Origin of the sequence: Lacimicrobium sp. SS2-24, assembly GCF_002201535.1 — a bacterium.
Lineage (GTDB): Bacteria > Pseudomonadota > Gammaproteobacteria > Enterobacterales > Alteromonadaceae > Lacimicrobium.
The window spans coordinates 172,365-197,583 of the sequence record NZ_NIWW01000004.1; the positions used below are offsets into that span (position 1 = coordinate 172,365).

General features: G+C 47.8%; 20 protein-coding genes. 11 read left to right on the forward strand and 9 right to left on the reverse strand.

All coding sequences use genetic code 11. The annotated features are described in order from the left end of the window. From CCY32_RS09080 to CCY32_RS09090, 3 genes are read left to right on the forward strand one after another with little or no spacing between them, the layout of a single operon-like run. Positions 1-261 carry a hypothetical protein gene (locus CCY32_RS09080; protein WP_088330296.1) on the forward strand — a complete coding sequence of 87 codons (261 nt, stop codon included), beginning with the start codon at positions 1-3 and terminating at the stop codon, positions 259-261. Between the two features lie 25 nt (positions 262-286). After that, positions 287-1,150 (forward strand): HprK-related kinase A, encoded by an 864-nt coding sequence (locus tag CCY32_RS09085; protein ID WP_246840572.1) that lies wholly within the window; start codon positions 287-289, stop codon positions 1,148-1,150. Continuing rightward, entirely contained in the window at positions 1,147-2,196 is a 1,050-nt protein-coding gene (locus CCY32_RS09090; protein WP_088330297.1) for a nucleotidyltransferase family protein, read from the forward strand. Before CCY32_RS09085 ends, CCY32_RS09090 begins: the two co-directional genes overlap by 4 nt. Here the strand turns inward: CCY32_RS09090 and CCY32_RS09095 are convergent. Continuing rightward, entirely contained in the window at positions 2,193-2,945 is a 753-nt protein-coding gene (locus CCY32_RS09095; protein ID WP_088330298.1) for a serine protease, read from the reverse strand. The genes CCY32_RS09090 and CCY32_RS09095 overlap by 4 nt on opposite strands. Positions 2,946-3,230: 285 nt before the next feature. Between CCY32_RS09095 and CCY32_RS09100 the strand changes: the two genes are divergently transcribed. From CCY32_RS09100 to CCY32_RS09120, 5 genes are all read left to right on the forward strand, one after another. Continuing rightward, positions 3,231-4,025 carry a THxN family PEP-CTERM protein gene (locus CCY32_RS09100; protein WP_210401717.1) on the forward strand — a complete coding sequence of 265 codons (795 nt, stop codon included), beginning with the start codon at positions 3,231-3,233 and terminating at the stop codon, positions 4,023-4,025. Positions 4,026-4,115: 90 nt separating this feature from the next. Continuing rightward, positions 4,116-4,877, forward strand: coding sequence for a YdcF family protein (locus CCY32_RS09105; protein ID WP_088330300.1), 762 nt, complete (start codon positions 4,116-4,118; stop codon positions 4,875-4,877). Positions 4,878-4,996: 119 nt separating this feature from the next. Further along, a complete protein-coding gene (locus CCY32_RS09110) occupies positions 4,997-5,875 on the forward strand; it encodes a patatin-like phospholipase family protein (RefSeq protein WP_210401718.1) in 879 nt (292 codons plus the stop codon). A 352-nt stretch (positions 5,876-6,227) separates the two neighbouring features. Further along, positions 6,228-7,094, forward strand: coding sequence for a PEP-CTERM/exosortase system-associated acyltransferase (locus tag CCY32_RS09115; RefSeq protein ID WP_246840573.1), 867 nt, complete (start codon positions 6,228-6,230; stop codon positions 7,092-7,094). Between the two features lie 11 nt (positions 7,095-7,105). Next, complete coding sequence (locus CCY32_RS09120) at positions 7,106-8,731, forward strand: FAD-binding protein (RefSeq protein ID WP_088330302.1); 1,626 nt, start codon at positions 7,106-7,108, stop codon at positions 8,729-8,731. A gap of 251 nt (positions 8,732-8,982) precedes the next feature. On the opposite strand, the gene CCY32_RS09125 is transcribed toward CCY32_RS09120, so the two are convergent. The 7 genes from CCY32_RS09125 to CCY32_RS09160 form a co-directional block, all read right to left on the reverse strand. After that, positions 8,983-9,765, reverse strand: coding sequence for a PEP-CTERM sorting domain-containing protein (locus tag CCY32_RS09125; RefSeq protein ID WP_088330303.1), 783 nt, complete (start codon positions 9,763-9,765; stop codon positions 8,983-8,985). Positions 9,766-9,943: 178 nt separating this feature from the next. Then, positions 9,944-12,688, reverse strand: a complete 2,745-nt coding sequence (gene prsT, locus CCY32_RS09135; protein ID WP_168171465.1) for an XrtA/PEP-CTERM system TPR-repeat protein PrsT — start codon at positions 12,686-12,688, stop codon at positions 9,944-9,946. A 75-nt stretch (positions 12,689-12,763) separates the two neighbouring features. After that, positions 12,764-14,011, reverse strand: a complete 1,248-nt coding sequence (gene wecC / locus CCY32_RS09140; RefSeq protein WP_088330306.1) for a UDP-N-acetyl-D-mannosamine dehydrogenase — start codon at positions 14,009-14,011, stop codon at positions 12,764-12,766. Between the two features lie 199 nt (positions 14,012-14,210). Further along, positions 14,211-15,098: a UTP--glucose-1-phosphate uridylyltransferase GalU gene (gene galU, locus CCY32_RS09145; RefSeq protein ID WP_088330307.1), complete on the reverse strand. Its 888-nt coding sequence runs from the start codon at positions 15,096-15,098 to the stop codon at positions 14,211-14,213. Beyond that, positions 15,095-16,435, reverse strand: a complete 1,341-nt coding sequence (locus CCY32_RS09150) for a UDP-glucose/GDP-mannose dehydrogenase family protein (protein ID WP_088330308.1) — start codon at positions 16,433-16,435, stop codon at positions 15,095-15,097. The genes galU and CCY32_RS09150 overlap by 4 nt, the downstream gene beginning before the upstream one ends. A 47-nt stretch (positions 16,436-16,482) precedes the next feature. Beyond that, on the reverse strand, positions 16,483-17,607 hold the full coding sequence (wecB, locus tag CCY32_RS09155; RefSeq protein WP_088330309.1) for a UDP-N-acetylglucosamine 2-epimerase (non-hydrolyzing): 1,125 nt from the start codon (positions 17,605-17,607) through the stop codon (positions 16,483-16,485). Positions 17,608-17,719: 112 nt separating this feature from the next. Beyond that, positions 17,720-17,962, reverse strand: coding sequence for a phosphopantetheine-binding protein (locus tag CCY32_RS09160; protein ID WP_088330310.1), 243 nt, complete (start codon positions 17,960-17,962; stop codon positions 17,720-17,722). A 127-nt stretch (positions 17,963-18,089) separates the two neighbouring features. Here CCY32_RS09160 and CCY32_RS09165 point away from each other — a divergent pair, with 127 nt between their 5' ends. Continuing rightward, positions 18,090-19,667, forward strand: a complete 1,578-nt coding sequence (locus CCY32_RS09165; RefSeq protein ID WP_088330311.1) for an acyl-CoA ligase (AMP-forming), exosortase A system-associated — start codon at positions 18,090-18,092, stop codon at positions 19,665-19,667. After that, a complete protein-coding gene (locus CCY32_RS09170; protein WP_088330312.1) occupies positions 19,660-20,895 on the forward strand; it encodes a pyridoxal-dependent decarboxylase, exosortase A system-associated in 1,236 nt (411 codons plus the stop codon). Before CCY32_RS09165 ends, CCY32_RS09170 begins: the two co-directional genes overlap by 8 nt. Positions 20,896-20,920: 25 nt before the next feature. Here the strand turns inward: CCY32_RS09170 and CCY32_RS09175 are convergent, their stop codons facing one another. Further along, on the reverse strand, positions 20,921-23,185 hold the full coding sequence (locus tag CCY32_RS09175; protein ID WP_141096210.1) for a hypothetical protein: 2,265 nt from the start codon (positions 23,183-23,185) through the stop codon (positions 20,921-20,923). Positions 23,186-23,236: 51 nt separating this feature from the next. Between CCY32_RS09175 and CCY32_RS09180 the strand changes: the two genes are divergently transcribed. After that, positions 23,237-25,183, forward strand: a complete 1,947-nt coding sequence (locus CCY32_RS09180) for a hypothetical protein (protein ID WP_088330314.1) — start codon at positions 23,237-23,239, stop codon at positions 25,181-25,183. Positions 25,184-25,219 lie beyond the last annotated feature (36 nt).

The window sequence follows — 25,219 nt, forward strand, 5'->3', positions numbered from 1 at the left end:
ATGTTGCTCAGATTATCTCAGCATTGTGAATGCCGGCCCCTTCCTGATGGGGCCGCTGTCTTTAATAGCCTCACCAATACCACACAGCTTATCAGTCAGCCCCATAGCGATATTCTCATTCGACTCGCGCAAGCCAGAGACGCGGGCGAATCTGTCAATAAATCTGACATAATGACCATGGATAACTGTGAGCTGACGGAAGAATTTATTGAACAAGCATTGGTTCTGCGTATTATAGAGAAAGCAACACCCACTCCCTGAATATTGGTCAACTAAGAGCAGAACTTTGTATAGTCACCGCATTCCTATTGGTCCTTTCTGTTTTTCTATCTCTACCAATATTCGCACTGTCAGCCAACAAGTAAGTCAGCTATACGCGTTTCATCTGAATCAAAACAGTAGCGATCATACAGATTTCGATGTGCAGGTTCGGACACCCTGCTCACACCGGCGATGGTTTCGGCCGCAAGTCGAGTTTTTTATGGACGAAGTGAACCCGTTCAAGCCGCTCCCTAAAGATCAGGCTTACCCTATGCTGGAGTGGGGAATGAACTGGTGCATTGCCAATCATGCACATCAGTATTTTATCGTTCATGCGGGGGTGATTGAAAAAAAGGGTAAAGTTATCATGATGCCAGCAACACAGGGCTCCGGTAAGAGCACCCTGACCGCCGCAATGATGCTCTCAGGCTGGCGCCTTTTCTCAGATGAGCTGGCGTTGCTATCACTTGAAAGTGATGACGTCGTCCCGCTTGCGCGCCCCATCAATATAAAAAATGATGCGATCAGTATCCTTCAGCAGCATTTTAGTCATGCCGAATTTGGTAATATCGCCCATGATACACTCAAAGGCACCGTTGCCCTGATGAAGCCCTCACAAGAGTCAGTGGTCAGAATGCATCAAACCGCTCCGCTACATTGTATTGTTTTTCCTCGCTATGTGGCAAAGAGCGAAGCCAGGCTTACTCCTCTTGACTCCGTATCGGCGTTTCAGAGGCTTATCGACAACAGTTTTAATTACAGTGTGTTAGGGGAAGAAGGTTTTCATAAAGTTGCCGATATTTTACAGAAACTCCCCTGTTACGAGTTTGAGTACAGCCGCTTTGAAGATGCCGAGGCAACATTGAATCAGCTGGTGGATGAAAAATGAATCTGCTGACAAGTACGTTGAAAAAGCCGGCCTTAATTGAATCTTTTGATACCCGTGACTGGCAGACACTTATCAGTCAGAGTCGCATGGCGAATCTCATTGGGCGATTGGCATACTGTTTGTTGGAAAGTGAGTACCACCACAGCATACCGGCCTTTGCCAAATGGCAACTGCAATCTGCGCAAAAAGTCGCGATGCGTCAGGTTCAACAAGCCAGATATGAACTGTCATCATTGGCACCACTCTTGAATCAGCGTAGCCAACGATGGATGCTACTCAAAGGAGCGGCCTATATCGCCAGAGATCTTGATGTCGCCAAAGGCCGCAGTTTTTCTGACATCGACATCCTGGTAGATAAAGCCAGCATCAAACGCGTGGAATTCAGTTTATTGGGGGCGGGGTGGCAGCGCACGCAAATTGACGATTATGATGACCGTTATTACCGGCAATGGATGCATGAAATACCACCGCTGAAACACAGCGAAAACCGCACTGTACTTGATATCCATCACAATATTTTGCCACTTACCAACCGGGATTGTCCCGAGCCTGAGCAATTCGAAACACAAGAGGTTGATGTGGAAAACGTGGGGACGCTTCTGACCCTCACGGCAGAAGACCTGATCATTCACAGCGCCTGTCACCTCTTCACTGAGAGCGAATTTCACAATGGACTTCGTGACCTCTCCGATTTGGATATGCTTTTTCGCCACTTCAGCAACAAAGCACCTGACTTTATGCAAAGGGTGTTAACTCGGGCATCAGTGTTAGGATTGCGCCGTTACCTGGATCTGGCGTTATATTTTTGCAAGGATCTTTTCGATACTCCCGTTCAAACGCAGATCGCCCCGCCAAACACAATAACGGGGTTTGCTTTTAAACACATATTCACTCCGGATCATAGAAGCGCTCGGACCTGGAAGCGCCATCTTGCTGTGTTTATTTTATATTGGCGAGGGCATATGCTACGCATGCCTTTGAGGTTGCTGATTCCCCATTTGCTGAGAAAGTCACTCACCCGGTTACAACAGGAAAAAACCGCCTAGTCTTTGATTTCTTCCAGCAATGCATGCAGGTATTCCACCGGGATGGCATAGGAAATACCGCTAGGCGCAGAGAGCGCAGACTCTTTACTCTGAGCCACAAAGACTTTGTTGATGATCGCTACCACTTCGCCAGACTGAACATCATAAACCGGGCTGCCGCTATTCCCGGGGTAAGCCGTTGCATCAAGCTGATAGACCAAAAAAGGCTCTCTCATTCGCTTAATCATTTCAATGCTGAGTTGCTGGGCATTGGCACTGGGTGTTACCACGGGTGTGCTCGCTGCAATATAGCCGCGATGCGTAGCCGGATACAGTCCCAATACCGCACCAATAGGGAACCCTGTGAAGGCAATTTCGCGGCCGTCAGGCAAGCGCTTTGATTTTGCCAGTTTGAAGGGCTTTACGGCTTTGTCTACCCGCAGTACCGCCAGGTCATGTGCAGGATTGGTTATGATGATCTCTGCTTCTAACACATCTGGACGCTCCCCCTGACCGACAAAGACCACGCGCTTTTGCATGGATTCCGCATCCAATGCCCTTTCCACCACATGAAAATTAGTCACGATATGATGCCCATCGCCCACCGCAAAGCCCGTGCCCTGAAGTGCATTTTTCGGGGAGCCCAGAGGGTCATGTACACCAATGCCGACAACAGAACTTTTTATATTGGAAACCACTTTTTCAAAGCTTTGCGCCTGCAAAGGCAATCCTGTGAGAGTAAACAAAACGAGGGCGATCATTCTTAACATGGCAAATATCCTTTTCTGGCAAAGTGCGTGAGTTTAGCGAGTGAGCTCGGCAAGTATCCACTTATAGCTTATAGGGGGTTGAGAACAAAATTACAATATTAAATCGAGCGACAGCTCATCTACAAAATGACGGAGCGGTTATTTTACAATCAGAAATGTCCGATTATTTAACACCCCTATACTTTCGTGCCAATTTACCTATTTAAATTCAACAACTTAATAGTTGGCAGGGTATTTGCTTAGTAAGGGGAGACGGGTGTATTGCAGTAAACCCATGGCTAATAAATGAAAATGATTTCGAGGACTGAAACAATGAACAAGTTACTATTAAACAGTTTGGCAGGGGCGGCACTGGTCGCATCATCCGTCGCCAGCGCTTCCATGGTTATTACCTGGGATTATACCGTATCTAATGAATGGACCGGTGCGAACTTTAGCACAGGTGATGGCACGCAGGTTCAAAATGCCAGTGAAGTTAGCTGGGGAGCCACCGATGGTTCTTTCTCAGGCGCACCCAATGACAGAAGTGCACTTGTCATTACTGACTCACCTTTGTCAGATACAGTGGATACTAATGGTGCCGATGCACAATCTTCCACACTGACCCATTATAACAACTCCATCTCTGCAAGTTATGCAACGTTACTTGATGCCACTTTGCAAAGTAGCCTGACACTGACCCCAAATAATCCAGTTGGGCCACAGTTGCCAAGTTTTACTACGGACTTTGTGATTGCCTTTGAAGAAACTGCAAACACTGCCCCATGTAATTTTTCAGTTGACACCGTGTGTGATGATATCTTCACTATCGAGTTAGGTGATTTGGTACAGTCTTTTGAATATGACGGGTTTATTTACACCGTATCTATTTTTTCCGCTGGCTTGGGTCCTATGGATGCCGCCACCTGTGCCATCGTAGGGAAAGCACCTGGTTGTATCGGTTTCACCACACCTGAAGGTCAGGCCACACCAGCCAATTTCTTCTTCAACATCACCGCAAAGGAAATTCCTGAGCCTGCCTCAATCGCAGTGCTGGGTATGGGCTTGCTGATGTTAGGTGCAAGACGCTTTCGCAAATAAGCAGAAAAAGATAGTATTGGAAAATGCGACCTGATGGTCGCATTTTTTTTTACCTAAAGTACTATTAACCCTGTAGCAAATACCGACCCTATGACTGATTTACTGCGCGGCACAGTGCACTTTCTTATCCAACCACTCAACCTGTTCTTTACCCTGCTACTCATGGCGTTGTTATTAAAGTTTGTGCTTAAGGCCAGAAAAACCTTCTGGTTTACCCTTATTTTTTCAATCGTTTTTTTACTCTGGTGCAGCCTGCCCATGACAAGCAGCATGATGCTTAGACCTATTGAGAGGCACTATCCAGTGATCCATGAAAGTGCTCCCATATTGCAGGAAGTGGACGCCATTGTTGTCCTGGGTTGCAGGCACTACGAAGATAGTCCCCGCCCTTTCGCCGACAGGTGGCACCGCTGCTCTTTATCTCGAAATTTACAAGCGAGTCAGATCTACCGTCACCACCCAAAACCTATCTATGTGTCAGGTGGTGTACTGAAGTTTCGTAAACGTTCTGAAGCCGAGGTGAACAAGGAGTTCCTAGTCGCTATGGATATCCCTATACACCAGATCCACAGTATTCCTTCGGGATCTAATACCGCTGAAGAGGCCAGAGCACTTGGCAGAGTGCTTGAGAATAAGACCGTGGCATTGGTGACGTCAGCGAGCCATCAGATAAGAGCCAAGTTTTACCTCAACCAGCACGGTATCAATGTTATACCTGTACCCGTGGAGTTTCTCACAACAGCAGAAACCGATTGGGGCTGGCCCAGCCCGCAGAGCCTTGAGCGCAGCCATCGCGCGTTTTATGAATGGGCAGGCCTGAGTTATCAATACTTGGCACACCAGTTCCACTGACATTGATTGAGTAGACCTATCCCCTTAGACAAGGTCGGTATTTCGCCACTTGTTTCCTTGTAGTTATCAGAACATCAACCATAATTAGCTGATAAATAAGACGATTTATTTGTTCAAACATGGCCATAGGCGAGAGTTCCAAAATTCAGGAAATCATTCCCATATTCTCGGGAGGCGGCACCCGGCTGCCTGCACATATTGGTATTCTGGCAGCCTTAAAAGATCTTGAAATTGGTTTCAGACACCTGGTAGGCGTATCAGGCGGTTCAATCGTCTCGGCGCTATACAGCGCTGGTATGCCCCTTTCGGAGATCAGACAATTAGCCCTGGAGACCAATTTCAGGCAATTCAGAGGCTTTTCACTCATCCGCTTGCTCAGAGATGGGGGGTTAAGTTCAGGGGATAAATTTGAAAAATGGATGGACAGACAACTAAAAAGCAAAACCTTTGAACAACTGGAACTCGATCTGCATATCGTAGCAACAGATGTAAATGGTGGTGGACCTGTCATCTTCAATAGGGTCAACTCCCCGACCATGCGAGTGTCGCAAGCAGTCAGATTCTCAATGTCGATACCTCTTATTTTCAGTTTTAAATCTTACAAGGAACACTTGCTGGTAGACGGGGCTATTCTCTCGGAAGACGCCCTATTCAGAGACTGGGCAGGAGATGGCACCCCCTCTGTCTGCTTCAGACTGAAGAGTGAGAATGAGTTCAAACCCCTGGTAAAACGTTCCTGGATCCCCCTTACACAATACATTCTATTACTCATTCGTACTTTTATGACCGCACTGTCCAGAGAATACGTTAATGCAAGCTACTGGCATAACACAGTGGTAATCAACACCGGCACATTGTCTGCTGTCGACTTTGATATGACGGCTGAGCAGAAAGACATCCTTTTTGAACTCGGTTATGAGACAGCAAAAAGCATTCTGCCGACCAAAATATCACCCTTTTTTGATAAGAAAAGCCCCGCTAAAAGCGAGGCTTCCTAGTTCAAAAGTAAAGCAATAGACTTTGTGACCCTACCACAACATAAAACTGACAGCCCCATAGCCAAAACGACCAACGTACGAGGTTCGGGCATCTGTTGGCGACTGCAAAGACCGATTACAACATTATCAAACACTCAAGTTACACAGTACTGAAAACACCAAGTCGCTCAAAAGATGTTAATTCATATCAAAGGTATTGAAGTCACATAGGCCATTGGCTCTGCGCAAGTTCCACTATTTAAACAAAAAATCAGAATTCCCCTTGACGCACAAGCAGGCTGGCATAAGATTTGGGGACCATGGAAAAAAATGACAGTTAATGCCTCCAATTAATTTACGGAAAGCCACTAAAATGCCTTTAATAGGCCCAGTTGCCAGGGTGGCATTGAAGTTCTTTGCCAACAGAGAGGCTGGCAATATTTCTGCTCATTTCGCTAGATATCTGCGTCCCCGTTACGCTGGCTCACCGGACCTTAAGGAAAACTCTTTTCGGATGCGCCACCAGGTTTACTGTGAAGAGCTGAAATTTGAACCTGAAAAAGAATCCGGCATGGAAACTGATGACTTTGATGCGCATTCCTATCATTGTGTCATTGAGCACAAACCATCGGGTAATTTCGCCGGTACGGTGCGCATTGTATACTCAGGCTCCCCAGACGAACTGCTCCCCATAGAAAAGTTTTGCTCTGAAGCAATCAGTTGTGAAGAGCATGCACCATGGGATTTTCCTCGCAATGAAATATGCGAAATTTCACGTCTGGCAGTACCAGAGCAATTCAGACGACGTCAAATGGATAAATTTAAAGGCGCCGCCGTCGGTGTCATTAATGAAGACAGCTATTCAGAAGCCGAGTTACGCTGTTTCCCGTTTATTGCGGTTGGCCTTTACATGGCTGCCGCATCAGTCGCGTTGGAACAAGGTATCAATCATTGCTTTGTGATGATGGAACCGCGGCTCGCAAGAAGCCTCAGACTGGTAGGCATTCCGTTTAAGCAGATAGGTCCCGTTGTCGATTACCATGGTGAGCGGGCGCCCTATTATATTAACCGGCAGGTGCTTCTGGATAGTCTCCCTCCTGGTTTTAAAAAACTATTAACCTATGTACAGCATGAGATTTCCTCTCAGCTCAACGGCTCAACCTCCGGAAGCACAAAAAAACCGGGCGGCAAATCTCCTCAGATAGGTAAGCCTGCCTCATCTGTCAACTTCGCAATTTAAGCCCATTTACTATGAGTGATATTTACCAGCAGTTGTTGCAGGCGGCCATTATATCTGAGTCCCGTGTTTTCAGCGCTCAGCAGGCCACATCTGTCTATGGCAAAACGACCTTTTCCGACCCTGTTATGCTGGATGGCGCCGTTCAGGCCATATGCAGCAAAGAGATCTGCTTACTGACAGAGCTTGCCAATAATTTGGGGTTTCACCTCTATCCCGTTAGTTCAGCAAAAAACTGGGGATATGGCTCAATTTCAGATGTGGAGACGTGCAAACCTAAAATAGTGCTGGATCTGAGTCTAATGGATAAAATCTATCCCACTGATAAAGAACTTGGCATCATCACTGTTGAGCCTGGGGTCACACAACAACAGCTTTTCGACTATCTGCAGACGCACGACTGGCAATACATGACACCCGTCACCGGTGCCGGGCCTAACTGCAGTATATTAGCCAATGCCTTAGAGCGTGGTTATGGCATCACACCACGTACGGATCACTTTGAAGCGGTCACAGCATTAAAAGCGGTTTTACCTCACCCCCAGTTGTGCAAGCGTGAGTATCATTCGCCCATATCATCGCTGGATAAAAGCAATACCGATTTCATTGACAAGACCTACAAATGGAAGCTTGGTCCTTATCTGGATGGACTGATGAGCCAGAGTAATATGGGAATTGTCACCCAAATCACAATCCGCTTAGCCAGGAAGCCTAAAGCGTTTACCGCCTTCTATTTACGTAGCTTTGATGAAGAAAACTTTACTCGATTGACTCACAGTGTTCGGGAGATTCTGCGTGACTTAGAGGGCATCGTGGGTTCTATCAATCTGATGGACAGACGACGACTGGTTTCCATGGTTGCCCAGAACCCCAATGGTACTGCTCATCAGGTTATGAGCGAACAGCAAGTCAAACAGCTGGCCAAACAGCATGATGTGCCCAACTGGTTGATTGTCGGCTCCATTTACGGTGAGCCAGAGGTGGTCAAGGCCGCTAAAAAAGTCATTGGTAATAAATTAAAAGGTCTGGGACAACTACTCTATTCAGACAGTCTGCTATTGAAAACAGCGAAGCAGGTGACAAATCATCTCAACGTCGGTCCCCTGAAAACAATCCGCAAGCAGCTTCACTCACTGGAGCTGGGAATGCAGATCATGCTCGGCCAACCGAATCAGGTTGCTCTTCCTCTGGCATACTGGCGTACGTCTAAGGTAGATACTGAGCAAACATTACTGCCCGATCAGGACCGTTGCGGACTGCTTTGGTATGCGCCACTCATTCCTATGCATAGCGATAAAATGGCGTCCTTCGTCAGCTTTATCCGTCGCACCACACCGAAGTTTGGGATTGAGCCGCTGATTACTTTTACCAACCTTAAGCATGACTGCGTAGATTCCACCATCCCGATTGTTTTTAACCTAGAGAACAAAGAAAGTCGTGAACAAGCCCATCACTGTCTGAACATGCTTGTTGATGAGGGTGTCAAACAAGGCTTTGTTCCATACAGATTAAACATCGTGCAACAACAAAAGTTGTTACAGCCTGAACATCCTCACTGGCAAGCTACCGCTAAGATAAAGGAAGCCCTCGACCCCAACAACGTGTTATCGCCAGGCCGCTATAACCCCCGAGCTCCCTGAACCAGGTGAGCTCAGAGGGTATCCCGCTACGTATTCATTCATAGTGATATACAGCATTAAATAGCGCTTCAAAAAAGCTTAGTCTCGGAAGCGAGTATGCTTCTTTGGAAAGCAACAGAGTGGGCGTTTCGAGTCACATAAATCGTCCTCTGCAACGCCTCTCAAAACATCGCCAATTGCAAATACTTTCTATTCTACAGACATAAAAAAAGCGCCTTTCGGCGCTTTTTAAGAATCTCTGTTTCTATCGCTTAGGCGCGGCGGCGGCGAGCAGCAGCACCCAAACCAATCAGACCCAGGGCAAATACGGCTAACGTAGTTGGCTCTGGCACCTGAGATACCTGACCATTGCTGCTGATAGAGTATCCGCTGCTGCCGATTTGTGAAGAGGCAGTGTAAAAGATATCGTACCAACCGTCATGGAAGTTAAGGGCTTCAACCACATCAGGATTACCAACACCTTCTACGATGTTCAGATAAGAATCAACGAAACCTGCATTCAGGTTGTCACTGTCCAAATTAAAGGTACCAAAGGTGAATGATGCCCAAAGATCACCGTTCTGAGCTTGCTCATAACGCTGATAAGCGGTTGAGTTAGCGGCGAAAAAGTCAATGTCGTAATCAACGTAAACGTTCAGCCAGCTATTAGACAAATCCCACTGGTTTTGACCTACTGCAACCAGACCACCGAAGGCAAATGTCAGTTCACAGTTGGCGATGCCGCTTGAACAGAATGTACCAAACAACTGGTCGCGACCATCATTAAATTGAGAGAAACGACCCACACCAGTCAGCGATGCACCAAATGCTGGAGCGGTTGCAACTGCACTGCTTGCAATGATGGTTGAAACACCACCCGCAGTACCGTAATCACCATCAGTGAACCATTGCTGGAAAGACACATCGGCAATATAAGGGTTAGATGGCGTAGACGCGTCCCATGTGATACCGCCAGCGTCTATTTCACCAGACACGGCAGAAAAACTAAGAGCGGCAAGTGATAATGCACCAAAGGCTTTAACGAACTTCTTCATAATAACTTCCTAATAATCGTTATGGAACTGTCAGACCTAGATAATGCACCTATTGTGCCAAACTTGAAAATAAATTTTATCTGATTGTTTTTTATAATTTTTTTATAATTCTGTTTTTTGCTGCGCGAGGACCTCCCAGCTTCTTTGTAAAAATCACTGACACCTCGAAGAGCTCGCATTACCCGATGCCACCGACTTTCACTTTAAGTTCCTGCAAACGCTGCTGCTGGCGCTTTGTATCCGCTGTCAGGGACTGTAAAATTTTAAACGCCGCACTGTTATTTCCCTTAGCCATAAGCACTTCTGCCAGATTCATCTGTACATCTGCGTCATCAGAAAGCACTCGGGCGGCTTCTTGCAGCAGGGGTTTAGCACGATCTGCGTCGCCGTTTTTAAATAACGCCCACCCAAGCGTATCCTTAATCTGTGGTATCCGCGGTGCTATGTCGTGGGCTTGTTCAGCCAAGGCTAAAGCCTCAGAATATTGCTGTAGCCTGATTTTCAGGTTTGCATAATTGTTAAGAGTCAGTGCGTGTCCAGGATAACGTTGTAAAAACGCCAGATACTTTTTCTCTGCCAGAGTGTACATCTCATTATGCATATAAAATTCAGCAAGGGTATGAAACTCCATCCTTGGCGCTTCCAATTTCGCAAACTCTGCTTCCAGCATGTCTGCCGCCTCTGACGCCTTCCCTGTGTTCTGAAGAGCAATTGCCAGCAGAGAAGCAGCCTCAAAAGCTGGCTCTGACTGGTAATACTCTCTGAGTTTCTGCTCTGCAAGTTTATAACTGCCTTGTGACAGCGCAAGCTCACCTTCCAGACGCGCCAGTAATGCCCCTGCTGCGCCGTATTCTTTAGCATTTTTCAGTGCCTGGCTCGCTGCCTCGGTCTGCCCTGTTTTGGTCAAGAAATTCACTTTCAACAATGCCAGTTGTTTATTTTGCGGAAATTCCACCAACGCCTGGTCCACAAGTGCCAGCGCGCTATCAAATTCTCCGGTCAACTCTTCAAGACCAATATCACGTAACCACAACGACAATATATTACTGTGACTGTTGCGCAATTCGCGGAATACTGTTTTCGCCTTCGCGTAATCTCCGGCCTGTACGTATGCATCACCCAATACAACCTGGCCAATCAGCGGCATCTGCGTATCAGGCATCGTGGTCAGAATGTCGATAGCCTTGCCATGTTGCCCAATCGTGCGCAGGTATTCTGCCAATACAACCTTGGGCTCCGGTAGTTGCGCAAATTGCTGCTGATGTTGCTCCAGGAAGGGAACAATACTGTCTGTCTGACCTGCTTGCTGCTTAATTCTGATGAACTCTGATAGAGCCTGAATGTTTGCCGGTGCAAAGGTCAGTACCTGTTCTGAGAACTTAAGTGCCTGCTCCCATTTGCCTTGTTGCTGATAGAGTTTAACCAAGTAGTGGTGGGCACCTAAATGATGTTCATCGGCGTCAATTGCAGCCAACAGCGCTTTTTCTGCCTTAGCCTGCTGCCCGCTTGCCTGATGAATTACGCCCTCCAGAGCTAGTCCGCTTGCGGCGTCACTCTGTTGCCATTGACGGGCAACATCCAGTGCTTTGGATGTCTCCCCCTGATCCAGATAAGACTCGGCTAACACGACCCAACCTTGCTGCAAACTGGCATCGCCAGCAAGGGCTGCCTCGATGTCTGCCACACCGGACTGGTCGTCACCCACAAGTTTAATCAGTCCTTCGGTCAGTCTGAATTGCGCATTCTCCTGATTCGCTTCACTGGCCCTGGAAAGGTACGCCTCTGCCGTTTTAAGATCACCCTGCTCGGCTATTTGCAACCCAGCTGAGGCAAAGAGACCGGCATCGGTCTCGTTCACCAGTTTTAACTCGTCCAGAGTTTGCCTGGCTTCATCGGTATAACCCAGCATCAGTTGAACCTGGGCCAGCAAGCGGTGCACATCATGTCCTTTACCCAGATCCGTCGACGCCCGCTTAAGGTAACGATAAGCCGATTCAAATTGATTCAACTTAAACGCACTGACGCCGGCAATTATTTGCGCCAGTTGAATATCCATACCGTTCTGAATGGCTTTTTCAGCCAAGGGCAGTGCACTGGTAAACTGCTGTTGAACAAAGTGAAGTTTGCTTTTTAACAGATTGGCATAGGGGTTTTCCTTACTCAGCGCCAGCAGCTTGTCGAGATTGTTTGAGGCAGCGGCATAGTCACGGGCATTAATGAGCGCTTCAACCAATTGAAAACGAACCGGATGTAAATTGGGAATGGCCTCTACTACAGCCTGATAGTGCTTGGCGGCATCCTCAAAACGGCCTTGCCGAAAAGAAACCAGCCCCTTTAAAAAATCTTTCTCCACCTGCAATGCGTTATCGGAAAATCCATCAATGGCCTTTTGTGCCTCCTCGGGTTTACCTTCCACCAACGTTCTATAAGCAGTAGCAATGAGTAAATTATCTCCTGTCAGCGACGCGGGAAAGGCCAGCCATTGTTCAGGTTGTGGGCTCAGACGAAGTGACGAGATATAGGCAAACAGATGAATAATCTGACGAGCCGGTTCAGCCAACGGCGGGTGTTTTTCGTAGAGACTAATAACATTACCGTAATCCCCCTGATAGTAGTACGTTCTTGCCAGTAGCGGCATGGCAATGTTCTGATCTGCATCAAGCGTTAACGCCCGCAGCAGCTCTTTCTCTGCGGCCGGGAAATCGTTTTGATTAAAGTACAACTCCCCCAGTAAAAGTCTGGCAAGCCCCATATCCGGGGCCTGTGATAAAGCATTTTTAAGTTCAACGACGGCGGCTTTGTCTTCCCCATCCGCGATCTTCCTCTGCGCGCTGGTCATATATTCCTCTGCCGTTTTTTGACTGCAGGCAGATAACCCCAAAGTCATGGCCAGGGTGACTGCAGATAATGTCGCTTTATTCATGAGCATTCCTTTAAATTTAAAGAGGACGGCTAATTTGCCATCCGAGAGCACGTGTTCACCCGCAGAGACAGGTGCTTAGAATCGGCTAAACAGGCCCCGAGTATCCACCACAACCTTGGTATTGATGTCATTGCTACTCAGCGCCTTAAAGGGTTTGTGATCCACCAGCACCACCAACACATTCGCCTGTTCCAGCGCTTGTTGAAGACTGACCAGGCGCACATTTTTGCCTTTCAGGCGCTCTGGTAAAGCCTGAATATTGGGCTCAACCGCCAGAACTTCACCAATACCCGACTCAACCAGCTCTGCAGTAATATCCAGCGCCGGACTCTCTCTCAGATCATCGATGTCGGCTTTAAAGGCCAGACCAAGACAGGCTATGACCGGGCGTTTAAATTCATCTGCCGCCGCCTTCACTCTGCTGACCACGTAGTCAGGTTTGTGATCGTTGATTTCACGGGCAGTGCGGATAAGTCTTGCCGACTCAGGTGCTGAGTCGACGATAAACCAGGGATCCACAGCAATACAATGGCCACCTACACCTGGTCCCGGGCTTAAAATGTTGACTCTGGGGTGACGATTTGCCAAAGCGATAAGCTCCCACACATCGATTTTCAACTCGTCACAGATAATGGAGAGCTCGTTAGCAAAAGCGATATTAACGTCCCTGAAGGAGTTCTCAGTCAGTTTTGCCATTTCTGCCGTACGGGCGTTGGTGGCGATACACTCGCCCCGTACAAAAGTTTTATACAGTGCAATGGCATTGTCACAACATTTTGGGGTGAGCCCACCGATGATGCGATCGTTAGACACCAACTCTTCCAGCACGCGTCCCGGTAAAACCCGCTCGGGACAATGGGCCACATGCACATCAGGCTCACCGTTACCCTGATCAGGGAACGCCAAATCGGGCCTGAGTGCCTGCAACCAGCCTGCAAGCTTCTCCGTTGCCCCCACAGGAGAGGTCGATTCCAGTATAATCAGATTGCCTTTTTCAAGCACAGGGGCAATGGCTTGGGCAGCTTTTTCGATATAACTGAGATCAGGCTGATGTCCTTCCTTAAACGGCGTCGGTACTGCTATCATAAACGCATCAGCGGGCTCCGGACTCATTGATGCACGCAACTTGCCCATAGTGACTGCCGCCTGCACCACCATGTCCAGATCAGGCTCAACGATATGTACCTTGCCCTGATTAATGGTATCCACCGCTTTTTGCGAAACATCAATACCAATCACCTCTATGCCGCGAGAGGCAATCACCGCAGCGGTGGGTAATCCGATATAACCCAGACCAATCACTGAAACTTTGTTAAACGCCATAATATTCCTTACCTGTTCTTGTATCCGCTACTATATGACTCTTCGCCACTGCGCTCTATTTATTTTAACGATAAGACGGGATGATCACCGCCCAATCCTGTATTTGGTTATGCCTATTGATATTCCGGCACGCGGTTAGCCAGGACAATGACTCTCGTATCGAATCCCTGGACTACTTTATTTTTTAAGTCGCCAGGACCTAAAGGTTTTTTAAATATTGGGCAAAATCCTGACCCAATTGTGGATGGCGCAACGCGTATTCCACATTCGCCTTCATGTAGCCGAGTTTGCTGCCGCAATCGTGGCTTTTTCCTTTCATATAATAGGCATCCACCTGCTCTGATTTCATCAAGCCAGCAATGGCATCGGTCAGCTGAATTTCATCGCCGGCACCTGGCGGAGTCTGCTCCAGACAGCCCCAGATATTTTCCGACAGCACATAGCGCCCTACTACGGCAAGATCAGAGGGCGCTTTCTCAGCTTCAGGCTTTTCCACCACTTGCACAATAGCAGAAGATTCACCCGGTTTGAGTGCATGCCCGTTTAGGTCAACGACACCAAACTGGCTGATTTTTTCATGGGGCACCTGCTCCACCATAATCTGATTAATGGCAGTTTGCTCAAAGCGCTTCACCATTTCCGCCATGTTCTCCTGGGTAAGGTCACTGGCAGCATCGTCAATCAGCACATCAGGTAACACCACGGCAAAGGGACTGTTCCCCACCAAAGGTCGGGCACATAAAATGGCATGCCCCAGCCCCTTCGCCACCCCCTGACGTACATGCATAATGGTCACGTTTTTAGGACAAATGGCCTGCACTTCATCTAATAGCTGACGTTTTACCCGCTTTTCCAGTGTCGCCTCGAGCTCAAAACTGGTGTCAAAATGGTTCTCGATACTATTTTTACTGGCGTGGGTTACCAGTACAATCTCAGTGATTCCCGCAGCAATACATTCTGCGACAACGTATTGAATCAAGGGCTTGTCTACCACTGGCAGCATTTCCTTTGGGATGGCTTTGGTAGCAGGTAACATTCTGGTGCCCAGCCCGGCTACCGGAATGACCGCTTTGGACACCTTTTTCACAATAGTTTTCCTTGCAGGGATTTCCCCCGCCCTATGCCATAATAATCGAATCCCATTGCAGCCAGTTGATCCGGCTCATACAAATTGCGGCCATCAAAAATAACCGGGGTGGAAAGCCGTTCTTTTATCAGTTCAAAATCTGGCGCTTTAAACATTTGCCATTCAGTACACACCACCAGGGCGTCAGCGCTATTGAGAGCGCTTTCTTTGGTCCCAACCAGTTGTAAGTCATCCCTGTGCCCATAAATGCGCTGAGCTTCGTCCATGGCTTTGGGATCAAAGGCCTGCACCTTCGCACCCTCTTGCCATAGGCTTTCCATCAGCACTCTGCTGGAGGCTTCACGCATATCATCCGTATTCGGTTTAAAAGACAGTCCCCATAAGGCGATCGTCTTGCCTTTGAGGTTCTCCTTAAAGTGAAGACGCAAATACTCGAATAACTTCTCTTTCTGAGCATAGTTAACCGATTCCACCGCTTCGAGAATTCTGGCCTGATAGCCAACCCCATTGGCGCTGCGCACCAATGCCTGAACATCTTTCGGAAAACAGGAGCCGCCATAACCGCAGCCTGCATAAATAAAGTGATAGCCAATACGGGCATCGGAGCCAATTCCCCGGCGCACATTTTCAATATCGGCGCCAAAGCGCTCCGCGAGATTAGACATCTCATTCATAAAACTGATTTTGGTGGCCAGCATACAATTGGCAGCATACTTGGTCAGTTCAGCACTGCGAATGTCCATCACAATAATTTTGTCATGGTTGCGATTAAAAGGAGCATAGAGCTCACGTAAGGTTTTCTCCGCCTTCTCAGAGTCGGTACCAAGAATAATGCGATCCGGGCGCATGCAGTCACTCACCGCCGCGCCTTCTTTCAGAAACTCAGGATTGGATACCACGTCAAAGCTTGCGCTTTCACTTGTCTGTACTTGTATGAGCCGTTCTTTAACCTTATCGGCAGTACCCACCGGCACCGTTGATTTGTTAATCACGATTTTATGACCCTGGGCAAACTCAGCAATGGAGCTGGCCACTTCCAGCACATACTTAAGGTCCGCCGAGCCGTCTTCATCGGGAGGCGTTCCAACAGCAATAAAAATGACTTCTCCGTGCTCAACTCCCACCTTTGCTTCACTGGTAAAACTGAGACGCCCTGCCTCAAGGTTGCTTTTTACCAGAGTCTCCAGACCGGGTTCATAGATAGGTATGCCTCCCTGGTTTAAAAAGTCCACCTTACTTTGATCCACATCCACGCACACCACTTTGTGACCCACTTCAGCCAATACGGCGCCCTGAACCAGCCCCACATATCCCACACCGAATACGGTGACTTTCATAATCTTCCTCTGTACTACACGTTATTTATTTCAATGGTACTGCAGGTTTATTGCTGCTTAATGATATCTGCGATGCGTGCACATGCCTTGCCATCGCCATAGGGATTATGGGCGACACTCATGGCGCTGTAGGCTTCTTCGTTATCCAGTAACCTCGCGGCCTCTTCGACGATGAGCTGAGTATCGGTTCCCACCAGTTTGACGGTACCCGCTTGGACGGCTTCTGGGCGCTCAGTGGTATCACGCATCACCAGCACAGGTTTACCCAGTGACGGTGCCTCTTCCTGTATACCGCCTGAATCGGTCAGAATCAGATAGGACCGGCTCATCAGGTAAACAAAAGGCAGATAGTCCTGCGGGGCAATCAGATGCACATTTTTTGCGTCACTGAGAATGCGTTCAACTGGCTCTTTGACATTAGGGTTAAGGTGCACCGGATAGCAGACCTGGACATCACCACGGTCAGATAAGGTTTTCAGGGCCTGACATATTCTTTCAAATCCCCCTCCAAAACTTTCCCGCCGATGACCTGTTACCAGAATCAGCTTTTTCTTATCATCCAGAAAGCTAAATTGACGTGCAAAGTCTTCGCTCAGACTCTTATCTTCATCAATCCGCTCAACAACTTGTAATAAGGCATCAATAACCGTATTGCCAGTGACATGAACCTGATTCTTTGGCACATTTTCAGCTAATAGATTATCCGCTGAACCCTGAGTCGGGGCAAAATGCAGGGCGGTCAACGCACCGGTCAGTTTACGGTTGCATTCTTCCGGCCAGGGGCTGTAAATATCACCGGTCCTTAAGCCCGCTTCCACATGTCCTACAGCAATTCGCTGATAAAAAGCGGCCAGCGATGCTGCAAAAGTCGTGGTGGTATCCCCGTGCACTAACACCAGGTCTGGTTTGGCTTCAGACAAAACGGTTTTTAGTCCCAGAAGAGCGCGACTGGTAATGTCGTAGAGATCCTGGCCCGGTTGCATCAGATCCAAATCGTAATCAGGTTTCAAATCAAAGAGCTGGAGTACCTGATCCAGCATCTGCCGGTGCTGTGCGGTCACACAGACCTGCACGTCAAACTCAGGTATCTTCTTTAACTCCAATACCAGCGGGGCCATTTTGATGGCCTCAGGCCGTGTGCCAAACACCAGCAGGATCTTTTTAAAACGCATAACTTTCCCTTTTTACTTTCTGCCTCATAAGGCCCCAATGCCAGTGGGTTAAAACCACGCTGATTTCGGTTACCTTTTCGCTCGACCTTGGCAGGCAATGCATGTCAACACGCTAAACTTTTTCTTCCACAAAACGGCACAAACTGCCAAATGTCTCAAAGGTCTCGGCACTGATTTCATCATCATCCACCACGATACCCAGGTTTTCTTCAATGGCGGTCAGTACAGACACCACTGCCATAGAATCAAACTCCGGGATGGCGCCCAGCAGCGGCGTATCACTTTCAAATTCGGTATCTGCAGGCATCTGCAACACTTCAACCAAAATATCTTTAACAAGAGCGGCTACATTCATGGCTAAACTACCTGTATGCTAACTTTTCATCCTGTATGGTTACCAGGGCCTATTTAACCGGTTTATTGTTCCATTATTTCACGGTTTTAGAAACCGCTTTACCTGTATGAAGAGGGATTATTCAGATATGGTCACGTTTTTTCATCATCTTGTCAGCATTAATGCGATCCGTGTTCCGCAAAAATGTGCCCTGCGCTTTAAGCAACAGGACTTCAGTTACCTTCAGCTGAACCATGAAACGAACCGTTTTGCTGCGGGTATTGCAGGACTTGGCCTGACTCGCCACGACCGGGTGGGTGTGTTTTTGCCCAAAACGCCGGGAAATGTATTCAGCTTGTTTGGTACCAGTGCAGCAGGTGGTGTATTTGTCCCAATTAATCCGGTACTCAAGGCACCACAGGTACAGCACATTCTTAATGACTGTGATGTTAAAATACTGGTAACCAGCTCCGACAGACTAAAAATCCTCGCGGAAGTGCTTGATGACTGCCAGGCGCTGGAGCACATCATCCTTACCGACAAGTTGCCCGAGAACTGGCAGGGACAGGCAACACTGCACCTATTCAACGCCCTGACAGAAGATACCACACCGTCACCCCCTGTTACGGATCAGGACATGGCAGCCATTTTGTACACTTCAGGCAGTACCGGTAAGCCAAAAGGCGTGGTGCTTTCTCACCGTAACCTGGTGTGTGGCGCTCACAGCGTTTCCAGCTACCTGGAAAATTGTCAGGAAGATGTCATTCTTGCTCTGCTACCACTGAGCTTTGACTACGGGTTGAGCCAGTTAACCACTGCGTTCTTTGTGGGGGCCACTGCAGTATTGATGGATTTCTTATTGCCGAACGATGTGGTCAAAGCCGTCGAGCGTTACAGTGTTAGCGGATTGGCGGCAGTACCACCTCTGTGGCAACAATTGCTCAAAGCCAACTGGCCTGAAGAAACCGGAAAAAAATTACGTTATTTCACCAACTCCGGTGGCGTCATGCCCGGCGTGACACTTGAAAAGCTGCGCCACACCTTTCCCAATGCCAGCCCCTATCTTATGTACGGACTGACCGAAGCCTTCCGAAGTACTTACTTACCGCCAGAACTTATTGAGAAGAAGCCCGGTTCCATGGGCAAAGCCATCCCCAATGCAGAAGTCATGGTCGTGCGCCCCGATGGCACTGAGTGTGAGCCGGAAGAGCCCGGTGAACTGGTGCATCGGGGGCCTCATGTCAGCCTCGGATACTGGAATGCACCGGAAAAAACGGCAGAACGTTTTAAGCCAGTCCCTAAACCTGTAAACGGCCTGGTGCTAACTGAAATGTCAGTCTACTCAGGTGATACAGTCAAAAAAGACAGTGACGGCTTTTTGTATTTTGTCGGACGCAAGGATGAAATGATTAAAACGTCGGGCTATCGCGTCAGCCCTTCCGAAATCGAAGAGGCCTGCTATCAGGCCAGTGATGAGGTGGCAGAGGTGATTGCAACCTCAGTGGCCGACCCTGAATTGGGGCAGGCCATCGTCGTTTTCGTGGCCCTTAAACAACCAGAGTCTATGGACGAAGGCTCACTACTGACAAAATGTAAGAAAAATCTGCCTAACTTTATGCACCCCAAATATCTGGAAATTCGGGAAAGCCTGCCCAGAAACCCCAATGGTAAGGTAGACAGGGCATTACTGGCACAACAGGCAAAGGAAAACTACTCCCATGAATAAACCCGCAGTGACACATCAGATAATGGACCAGTTCGATCATCAGACAGATCAGTTGCTGATTGGCGGAAAAACTCTGGATCAGATCGCCACATTATTGGATAAACAGGTCTTCTACGCCTACGACAAAGCAGTCATCGCCGCGCAAATCGCCAAATTCCGGCAGTATGCCCCTACGCCAATAAAATTGCATTTTGCTATCAAGGCCAACCCTTTGCCTGCGCTGGTTCAGTATGTCGCGCCTTTGGTGGATGGTCTGGATGTAGCCTCACAAAAAGAGTTGTTAATTGCTCTGCAGACCAGCATGCCTGCAGAAGAAATCAGTTTTGCCGGGCCGGCCAAAGGCGAGCAGGAAATTCGCGCGGCCATTATCGCCGGTGTGACCCTGAATATTGAATCAGAGCTGGAACTGGAGCGGGCCATTCAAGCGGGACAATTGCTCAATAAACTCCCACGCATTGCTTTCAGAGTTAACCCGGCCTTTGAGTTAAAAGCTTCAGGTATGAAAATGGCCGGAGGGGCTAAACAATTTGGTATAGACGAAGAACGCCTGACTGAGCTACTACCAAACCTTGATTATAGTGAAATCGATTTTCAGGGTTTTCATATTTTCTGTGGTTCGCAGAATCTCAAACCCGAAGCACTGATCGAAGCTCACACCCAAACCTTTGCGCTGGCCGAAAAGCTGGTTGGGTTGTGTCCGGTACCGGTAAAATCAATCAACCTTGGCGGAGGTTTCGGCATCCCCTACTTCGCCGGTGAACGTCGTCTTGATCTGATGCCAATTGGTGAAAACCTAAAATCCTTGTTGGCAGAGACCTCCATAGACTTAAAGCAAACCGAGCTGGTCATGGAATTGGGTCGCTACCTGGTTGCAGAGGCCGGTGTCTATGCCTGTAAAGTCACTGATATCAAAACCTCTCGGGGGCAGACCTTTGTAATGACCAACGGCGGATTACATCATCACCTGTCCAATTCGGGTAACTTTGGTCAGGTAATCCGTAAAAACTACCCGGTGGCGCTAGCAAATAAGCTGGGTCAGGAAGCCAACACACAGGTCAATGTGGCCGGTCCTTTATGCACGCCGCTGGATTCCCTGGCCGACAGAGTCTGGTTACCTCAGCCTGAAGTGGGTGACTGGTTTGTGGTCTATCAGTCCGGGGCCTATGGTGCGACGGCCAGCCCGCAGGACTTTCTCGGTCATCCCCATGTGGCTGAAATTTTACTTTAAAAAAACAAACGCTGACTCAGGCCCATTATTGTTCATGTTTGGTGTCTGTTTCAGCTTTTCCGATAAAAATGAGGCTTAGTAAACCTAAATAAAAAAGCAATGACACTCTCGCCGAGTCTAATGGTGTGCCAAATACCCCCACAATCGCCACTCCAACAATGCCAGAAAAAATAGCTGCGGACGCTGTTGGGGTTTCCCGGTAGGCCTTTATCAGCGCAACCCCAAACATTGATAAAAGCAACAGTAATCCGGCAATTCCTTGGTCGTAATACCATTGAAGATAAGTATTTTTAATATGCCATGGTAAATGCACAAAATCATTGTAAAAGAACCAGTGATCACTGCCCTGAGCGAATTCAGCATTGTGCAACAGTGGCTGGCCTTCTAACCACAGTTGCAATTCATGAATCTTAACAACGGTTCCTGCAGAGTAATTCTTAACATGAAAGAAAGCAGGCCAGCTTGTGAAGATTGTCCCCTTCCCTACATTGCCAGAGGTTAACGTTAAGCTAAGCTCGGAAGGCTCTGAGTTGAGTTGGGGACTCTCCGAATTGGTAAAATACGCACCACTACACTGCCTCGCCGTGTTACTCGCGAATATGACATTGCGCTCACACAGATATACACCCAGCCTAGCGTTCTCTGGGTTGTGAATTCTGGCAGTGACACGCAGTTGAGTCCCTGGATGAATCGCGACGCGCTGTGCAACAGCCATATCATGTCCGCCACCAAGTAACATAACACCACCACCAGCGGAGCGCTGAATGTCAAAACTGCCTGTTTCTTTGAGGGATTCAGGGTTGTGTAGCAAATAGTTTCGCGGAAAACTTCCAACGCCATTGCCGAAAATCAATGTTTTTGCACTCTGATCGCCGCTCGCTAGCACCCGACTCCAATGAGAAAAACGGGTGTTGAGATCTTCGCTTATATTTTCCAGTCGACTCCCCATCTGATAACCGCCAAACATCTGCTTGGTCAGCACCAACGCCGGACCCAGCACTATGATCGCAATAAATAATTGCTTTGCAGGCAGACGTCGTAGACGTTCTGCCAGCAGTAGCGTTGACACCGGCACTAGCACACAAGCCGCAGTGAGTATTGCTATGCTACTAGCCTCTACCTCTATCCACTTGTGATTGAAATGATTGATTATTAACTGATAGATGGCAAAACCGATGCCGAGTGCCAAAAGCAACCGCTTTACCCAAAAGCTATCAGTTAACAGCATCACCATTGCCGCACCGAGTAGTGTCATCATAAGAATGGCGATGCCTACATTACCGGTTACCTGGATCGCCATGAACAGGGTCATTAGAAACAAAAGCGCTGGCATCAACCAAGGTTTTAGATTTTCGCGGGTAAAAAAGCAGCTGTTTTTCAGGTAGAGTGACAGAAATAAGATGATACTCAAGAAAACAGCAACGTAAGTCGTTCGGGTAAAACCAACGAAGGTAACATAAAGCAGACATATCAAAGCACCTGCTGACAATGCCTTTAATAAACCTGATTTTAACGTCAGTCCCCAAAGCACAATCGGCAACGAGAGAACAATAACACCATCAATGACTTCCCCGCCGGTATGCATCTCACTGAATAACCCGGTGGTTCTGTAAGAGCTGCTTGAATCTAGAAGGGTATTGATAAACCCGTAGCCGAAGCCCTGGTTAAACAACACCGAAAGCACACCTCTCTCCCAGAGAATAGTGATAAACATTACAAAACAGGCTGCTGCAACGCCAGTAACAAGCCAGTGCGAAAACGCCTGCTGTGTGTTCCGTTGCTGCAAAACAACCGGTAAAAGGAGTGCTGCCCACAGTAGGCTTTTTGCCAATTTGGCACCATATACTTCAAGGTAGTACGGATTGTGCCATTGCGAACTGTCAATATATGAGAGCAGCTGCCAGATATGAGACTGCCAGGCTGACAAGGCGATATATGCACCGGCTAACATCCATGCCCACCTATGGACGCCCCAAGATGGAAAGTGGACATCTCTTCGAAACCAAAACCAACCGATGGTCAGCCAGATAAGAAAGTCCCACTCAGAGATCAGAAACCGACCACTAGACTGCGTCAGGTCCAGGCTTATCCCGACAATGGGAAAGACCAGAAGCCAACTCAAAGGGTATCTCTGGAGTACAAGTAAATACAAAGCAGAAAAAACCAATATGGCTTCGTTGAATATCGGGAAATAGACAATACCGTAGAGCGCCAGTAGCAGAAAAATAAGTCCAATACCCATCGCCATCGCTTCTGTCCATGTTTGTGGGCGAACTTCCGCTATTCTCATTAATAACCTCTGCGTGTAAGCTATCATCTGGTTTCAGTTTTTTAATGGTTTATGCGCAATTCAGAGCTTGTTCTAGTATCTCTGCTTTCCTGGTTAATTGCTATCTCGCTAGGCTTTGGCGCAATTTTCCTGGGCAAAGGAAAACCGCCATTTATTCAGGCAGAACACGCTTTGAGTACCGCACCGAAAAGGATTTCGACGTCTCTCACAAAGCAAAGTCCCAAACTATTGGAAGCCTCGACAGACGCCAAAGTAGAGCACTATCTCAGCAGTTTCAACAGAGCCCCCGACTCCTTTTGTGACAAACAAAACCTGAAAAATGTGCTTGCCTGCCTTGCATTTCGTAAAGATGCGAACACGTTGAACAGATTAAAACAGATCGCTGAGCGTCAACAAATAGTCCCCTGCACTGCGGCGGGCAATCGGAACCGCTCCTGGCAACTAGCACTGGCCTTAGATCAAATGAAACATCTTGCTCCTGAACGAGATTACCGATTGCTAGAAGAGAAACTCACTAAGTCACTAAAACAGTGTCTGGAGGTGCTCGATGGCGGCAGCGCATCACTATGGCATGGACGCTTTTCAATTGGTGCCGAATCATTCTTGGTTGCAGCTAGCTTGTCTGAGCCGAAAGAGTTACTTGATAGAGCTTTCTATCACTTTGACCAGAGTGTGCAAGCTCTGGAACTGACAGAGGGCTGGCCCGGAGGATACAACTACTGGATCCAGAACAGAGGTTTAACTTTTTTCCTTGCCGTTCAGACCTACCTCAGAAGTGGCGAAGATTCACTCTATAAGTCGAGATTACTTAGACTCGCTAAACGCAACGCGCTCTGGCACATATATATGACGCGGCCAGATGGACAAATACAGCCAACCGGCGATGAGGGTAGTCGTGTCGACCTCAAAGATGAGAGTAAAAAGGTCATCGACTTATTGGCAAAAATCACCCGCTCCCCTGAGACAGCGACCTTCGCGGATTATATTCAACAACGGCATGGCAGAGCTAGCTACCATCCAAGTTATTACTGGCTAATTCCATTTGTATACGACCCCAGCGTAGAGTTCTTGCCTACGAAAAATAAGGGGTTAAGTGTTTTCGATGGCTGGCTTCCTAACAACGAGATATTCGGCGAAGCCTACTTTAATCAGATCATTTTAAGAACGGGATGGGGCTCTGAAGACACTTTTGTGCTTATAAATGGTGGCCAGCAATTTAGTCATCACCAGCATGCAGACGCAGGTCACTTTACTTACTTTTCCGACGGCGAACCGATTGCAGTGGATGGTGCGTTCTATAATGGCGTTCTTAAAAAAAACCGCCTCTATTACGGTATTCGTAGCAACTCAAAGAACCTGATCAATCTATCCACAGCCGACACTAATTATCAGCCCACACATAGATTCAAGCAACGCGTTGAAGACGGTACTCAAAACCTTTCTATGCCTCATGGTAGCGCTGTGATATCAGTACAGGACTGGCTTGAAACAAACCGAAGAAGTGGCAAACACCATCGCAGTAACTTAATCCAGTTTGATCACCAGTTTCCCGCCACAGTAGTGCTTGATTTAAGCCCTGCGTATTTCTCAGACAAGGTAGTGACCGGTCGTGTTACTCGCTCCTTTATGATGGATGAAAAGGGAAGCTTAAGAATAAAAGACAGCTTTAAAGGTATATCCGGAACCATAGTCAGCCATTTGAATCTTCCAAGCCTGACGGACTCAAGATGCATTGATAATGATATTGAAGGGATACCAGTAACACCAGACTTACAATTACGGATTAAGATTGATGGATTACCTGCTTGCGCTAGCACTTTCACTCAACATTTTTCCAATACATTAACTGAACATCTGGAACAGCAAAAAGAACTCTCAAAAGGTAGAGCTTGGTCTGATGGTGCATTTAGTGTCATGAACGCGGCGATCTATGGTAATGATCAGTTAACAGAGATTGAGTTTATTTTTTATAGAAATATTAACAACGGAATACCCTAGGTCAGCTCAAATAAATTTCGCTTTCGCTTTTTAACT

Coding starts and splice junctions, on each gene's coding strand:
- CCY32_RS09105 (WP_088330300.1), top strand. CDS start 4,116: ATGACTGATTTACTGCGCGGCACAGTGCACTTTCTTATCCAACCACTC.
- wecB (WP_088330309.1), bottom strand. CDS start 17,607: ATGCGTTTTAAAAAGATCCTGCTGGTGTTTGGCACACGGCCTGAGGCC.
- CCY32_RS09095 (WP_088330298.1), bottom strand. CDS start 2,945: ATGTTAAGAATGATCGCCCTCGTTTTGTTTACTCTCACAGGATTGCCT.
- prsT (WP_168171465.1), bottom strand. CDS start 12,688: ATGAATAAAGCGACATTATCTGCAGTCACCCTGGCCATGACTTTGGGG.
- CCY32_RS09100 (WP_210401717.1), top strand. CDS start 3,231: ATGAAAATGATTTCGAGGACTGAAACAATGAACAAGTTACTATTAAAC.
- CCY32_RS09180 (WP_088330314.1), top strand. CDS start 23,237: ATGCGCAATTCAGAGCTTGTTCTAGTATCTCTGCTTTCCTGGTTAATT.
- CCY32_RS09090 (WP_088330297.1), top strand. CDS start 1,147: ATGAATCTGCTGACAAGTACGTTGAAAAAGCCGGCCTTAATTGAATCT.
- CCY32_RS09165 (WP_088330311.1), top strand. CDS start 18,090: ATGGTCACGTTTTTTCATCATCTTGTCAGCATTAATGCGATCCGTGTT.
- wecC (WP_088330306.1), bottom strand. CDS start 14,011: ATGGCGTTTAACAAAGTTTCAGTGATTGGTCTGGGTTATATCGGATTA.
- CCY32_RS09110 (WP_210401718.1), top strand. CDS start 4,997: ATGGCCATAGGCGAGAGTTCCAAAATTCAGGAAATCATTCCCATATTC.
- CCY32_RS09120 (WP_088330302.1), top strand. CDS start 7,106: ATGAGTGATATTTACCAGCAGTTGTTGCAGGCGGCCATTATATCTGAG.
- CCY32_RS09175 (WP_141096210.1), bottom strand. CDS start 23,185: ATGAGAATAGCGGAAGTTCGCCCACAAACATGGACAGAAGCGATGGCG.
- CCY32_RS09125 (WP_088330303.1), bottom strand. CDS start 9,765: ATGAAGAAGTTCGTTAAAGCCTTTGGTGCATTATCACTTGCCGCTCTT.
- CCY32_RS09150 (WP_088330308.1), bottom strand. CDS start 16,435: ATGAAAGTCACCGTATTCGGTGTGGGATATGTGGGGCTGGTTCAGGGC.
- CCY32_RS09160 (WP_088330310.1), bottom strand. CDS start 17,962: ATGAATGTAGCCGCTCTTGTTAAAGATATTTTGGTTGAAGTGTTGCAG.
- CCY32_RS09080 (WP_088330296.1), top strand. CDS start 1: ATGTTGCTCAGATTATCTCAGCATTGTGAATGCCGGCCCCTTCCTGAT.
- CCY32_RS09170 (WP_088330312.1), top strand. CDS start 19,660: ATGAATAAACCCGCAGTGACACATCAGATAATGGACCAGTTCGATCAT.
- CCY32_RS09115 (WP_246840573.1), top strand. CDS start 6,228: ATGCCTTTAATAGGCCCAGTTGCCAGGGTGGCATTGAAGTTCTTTGCC.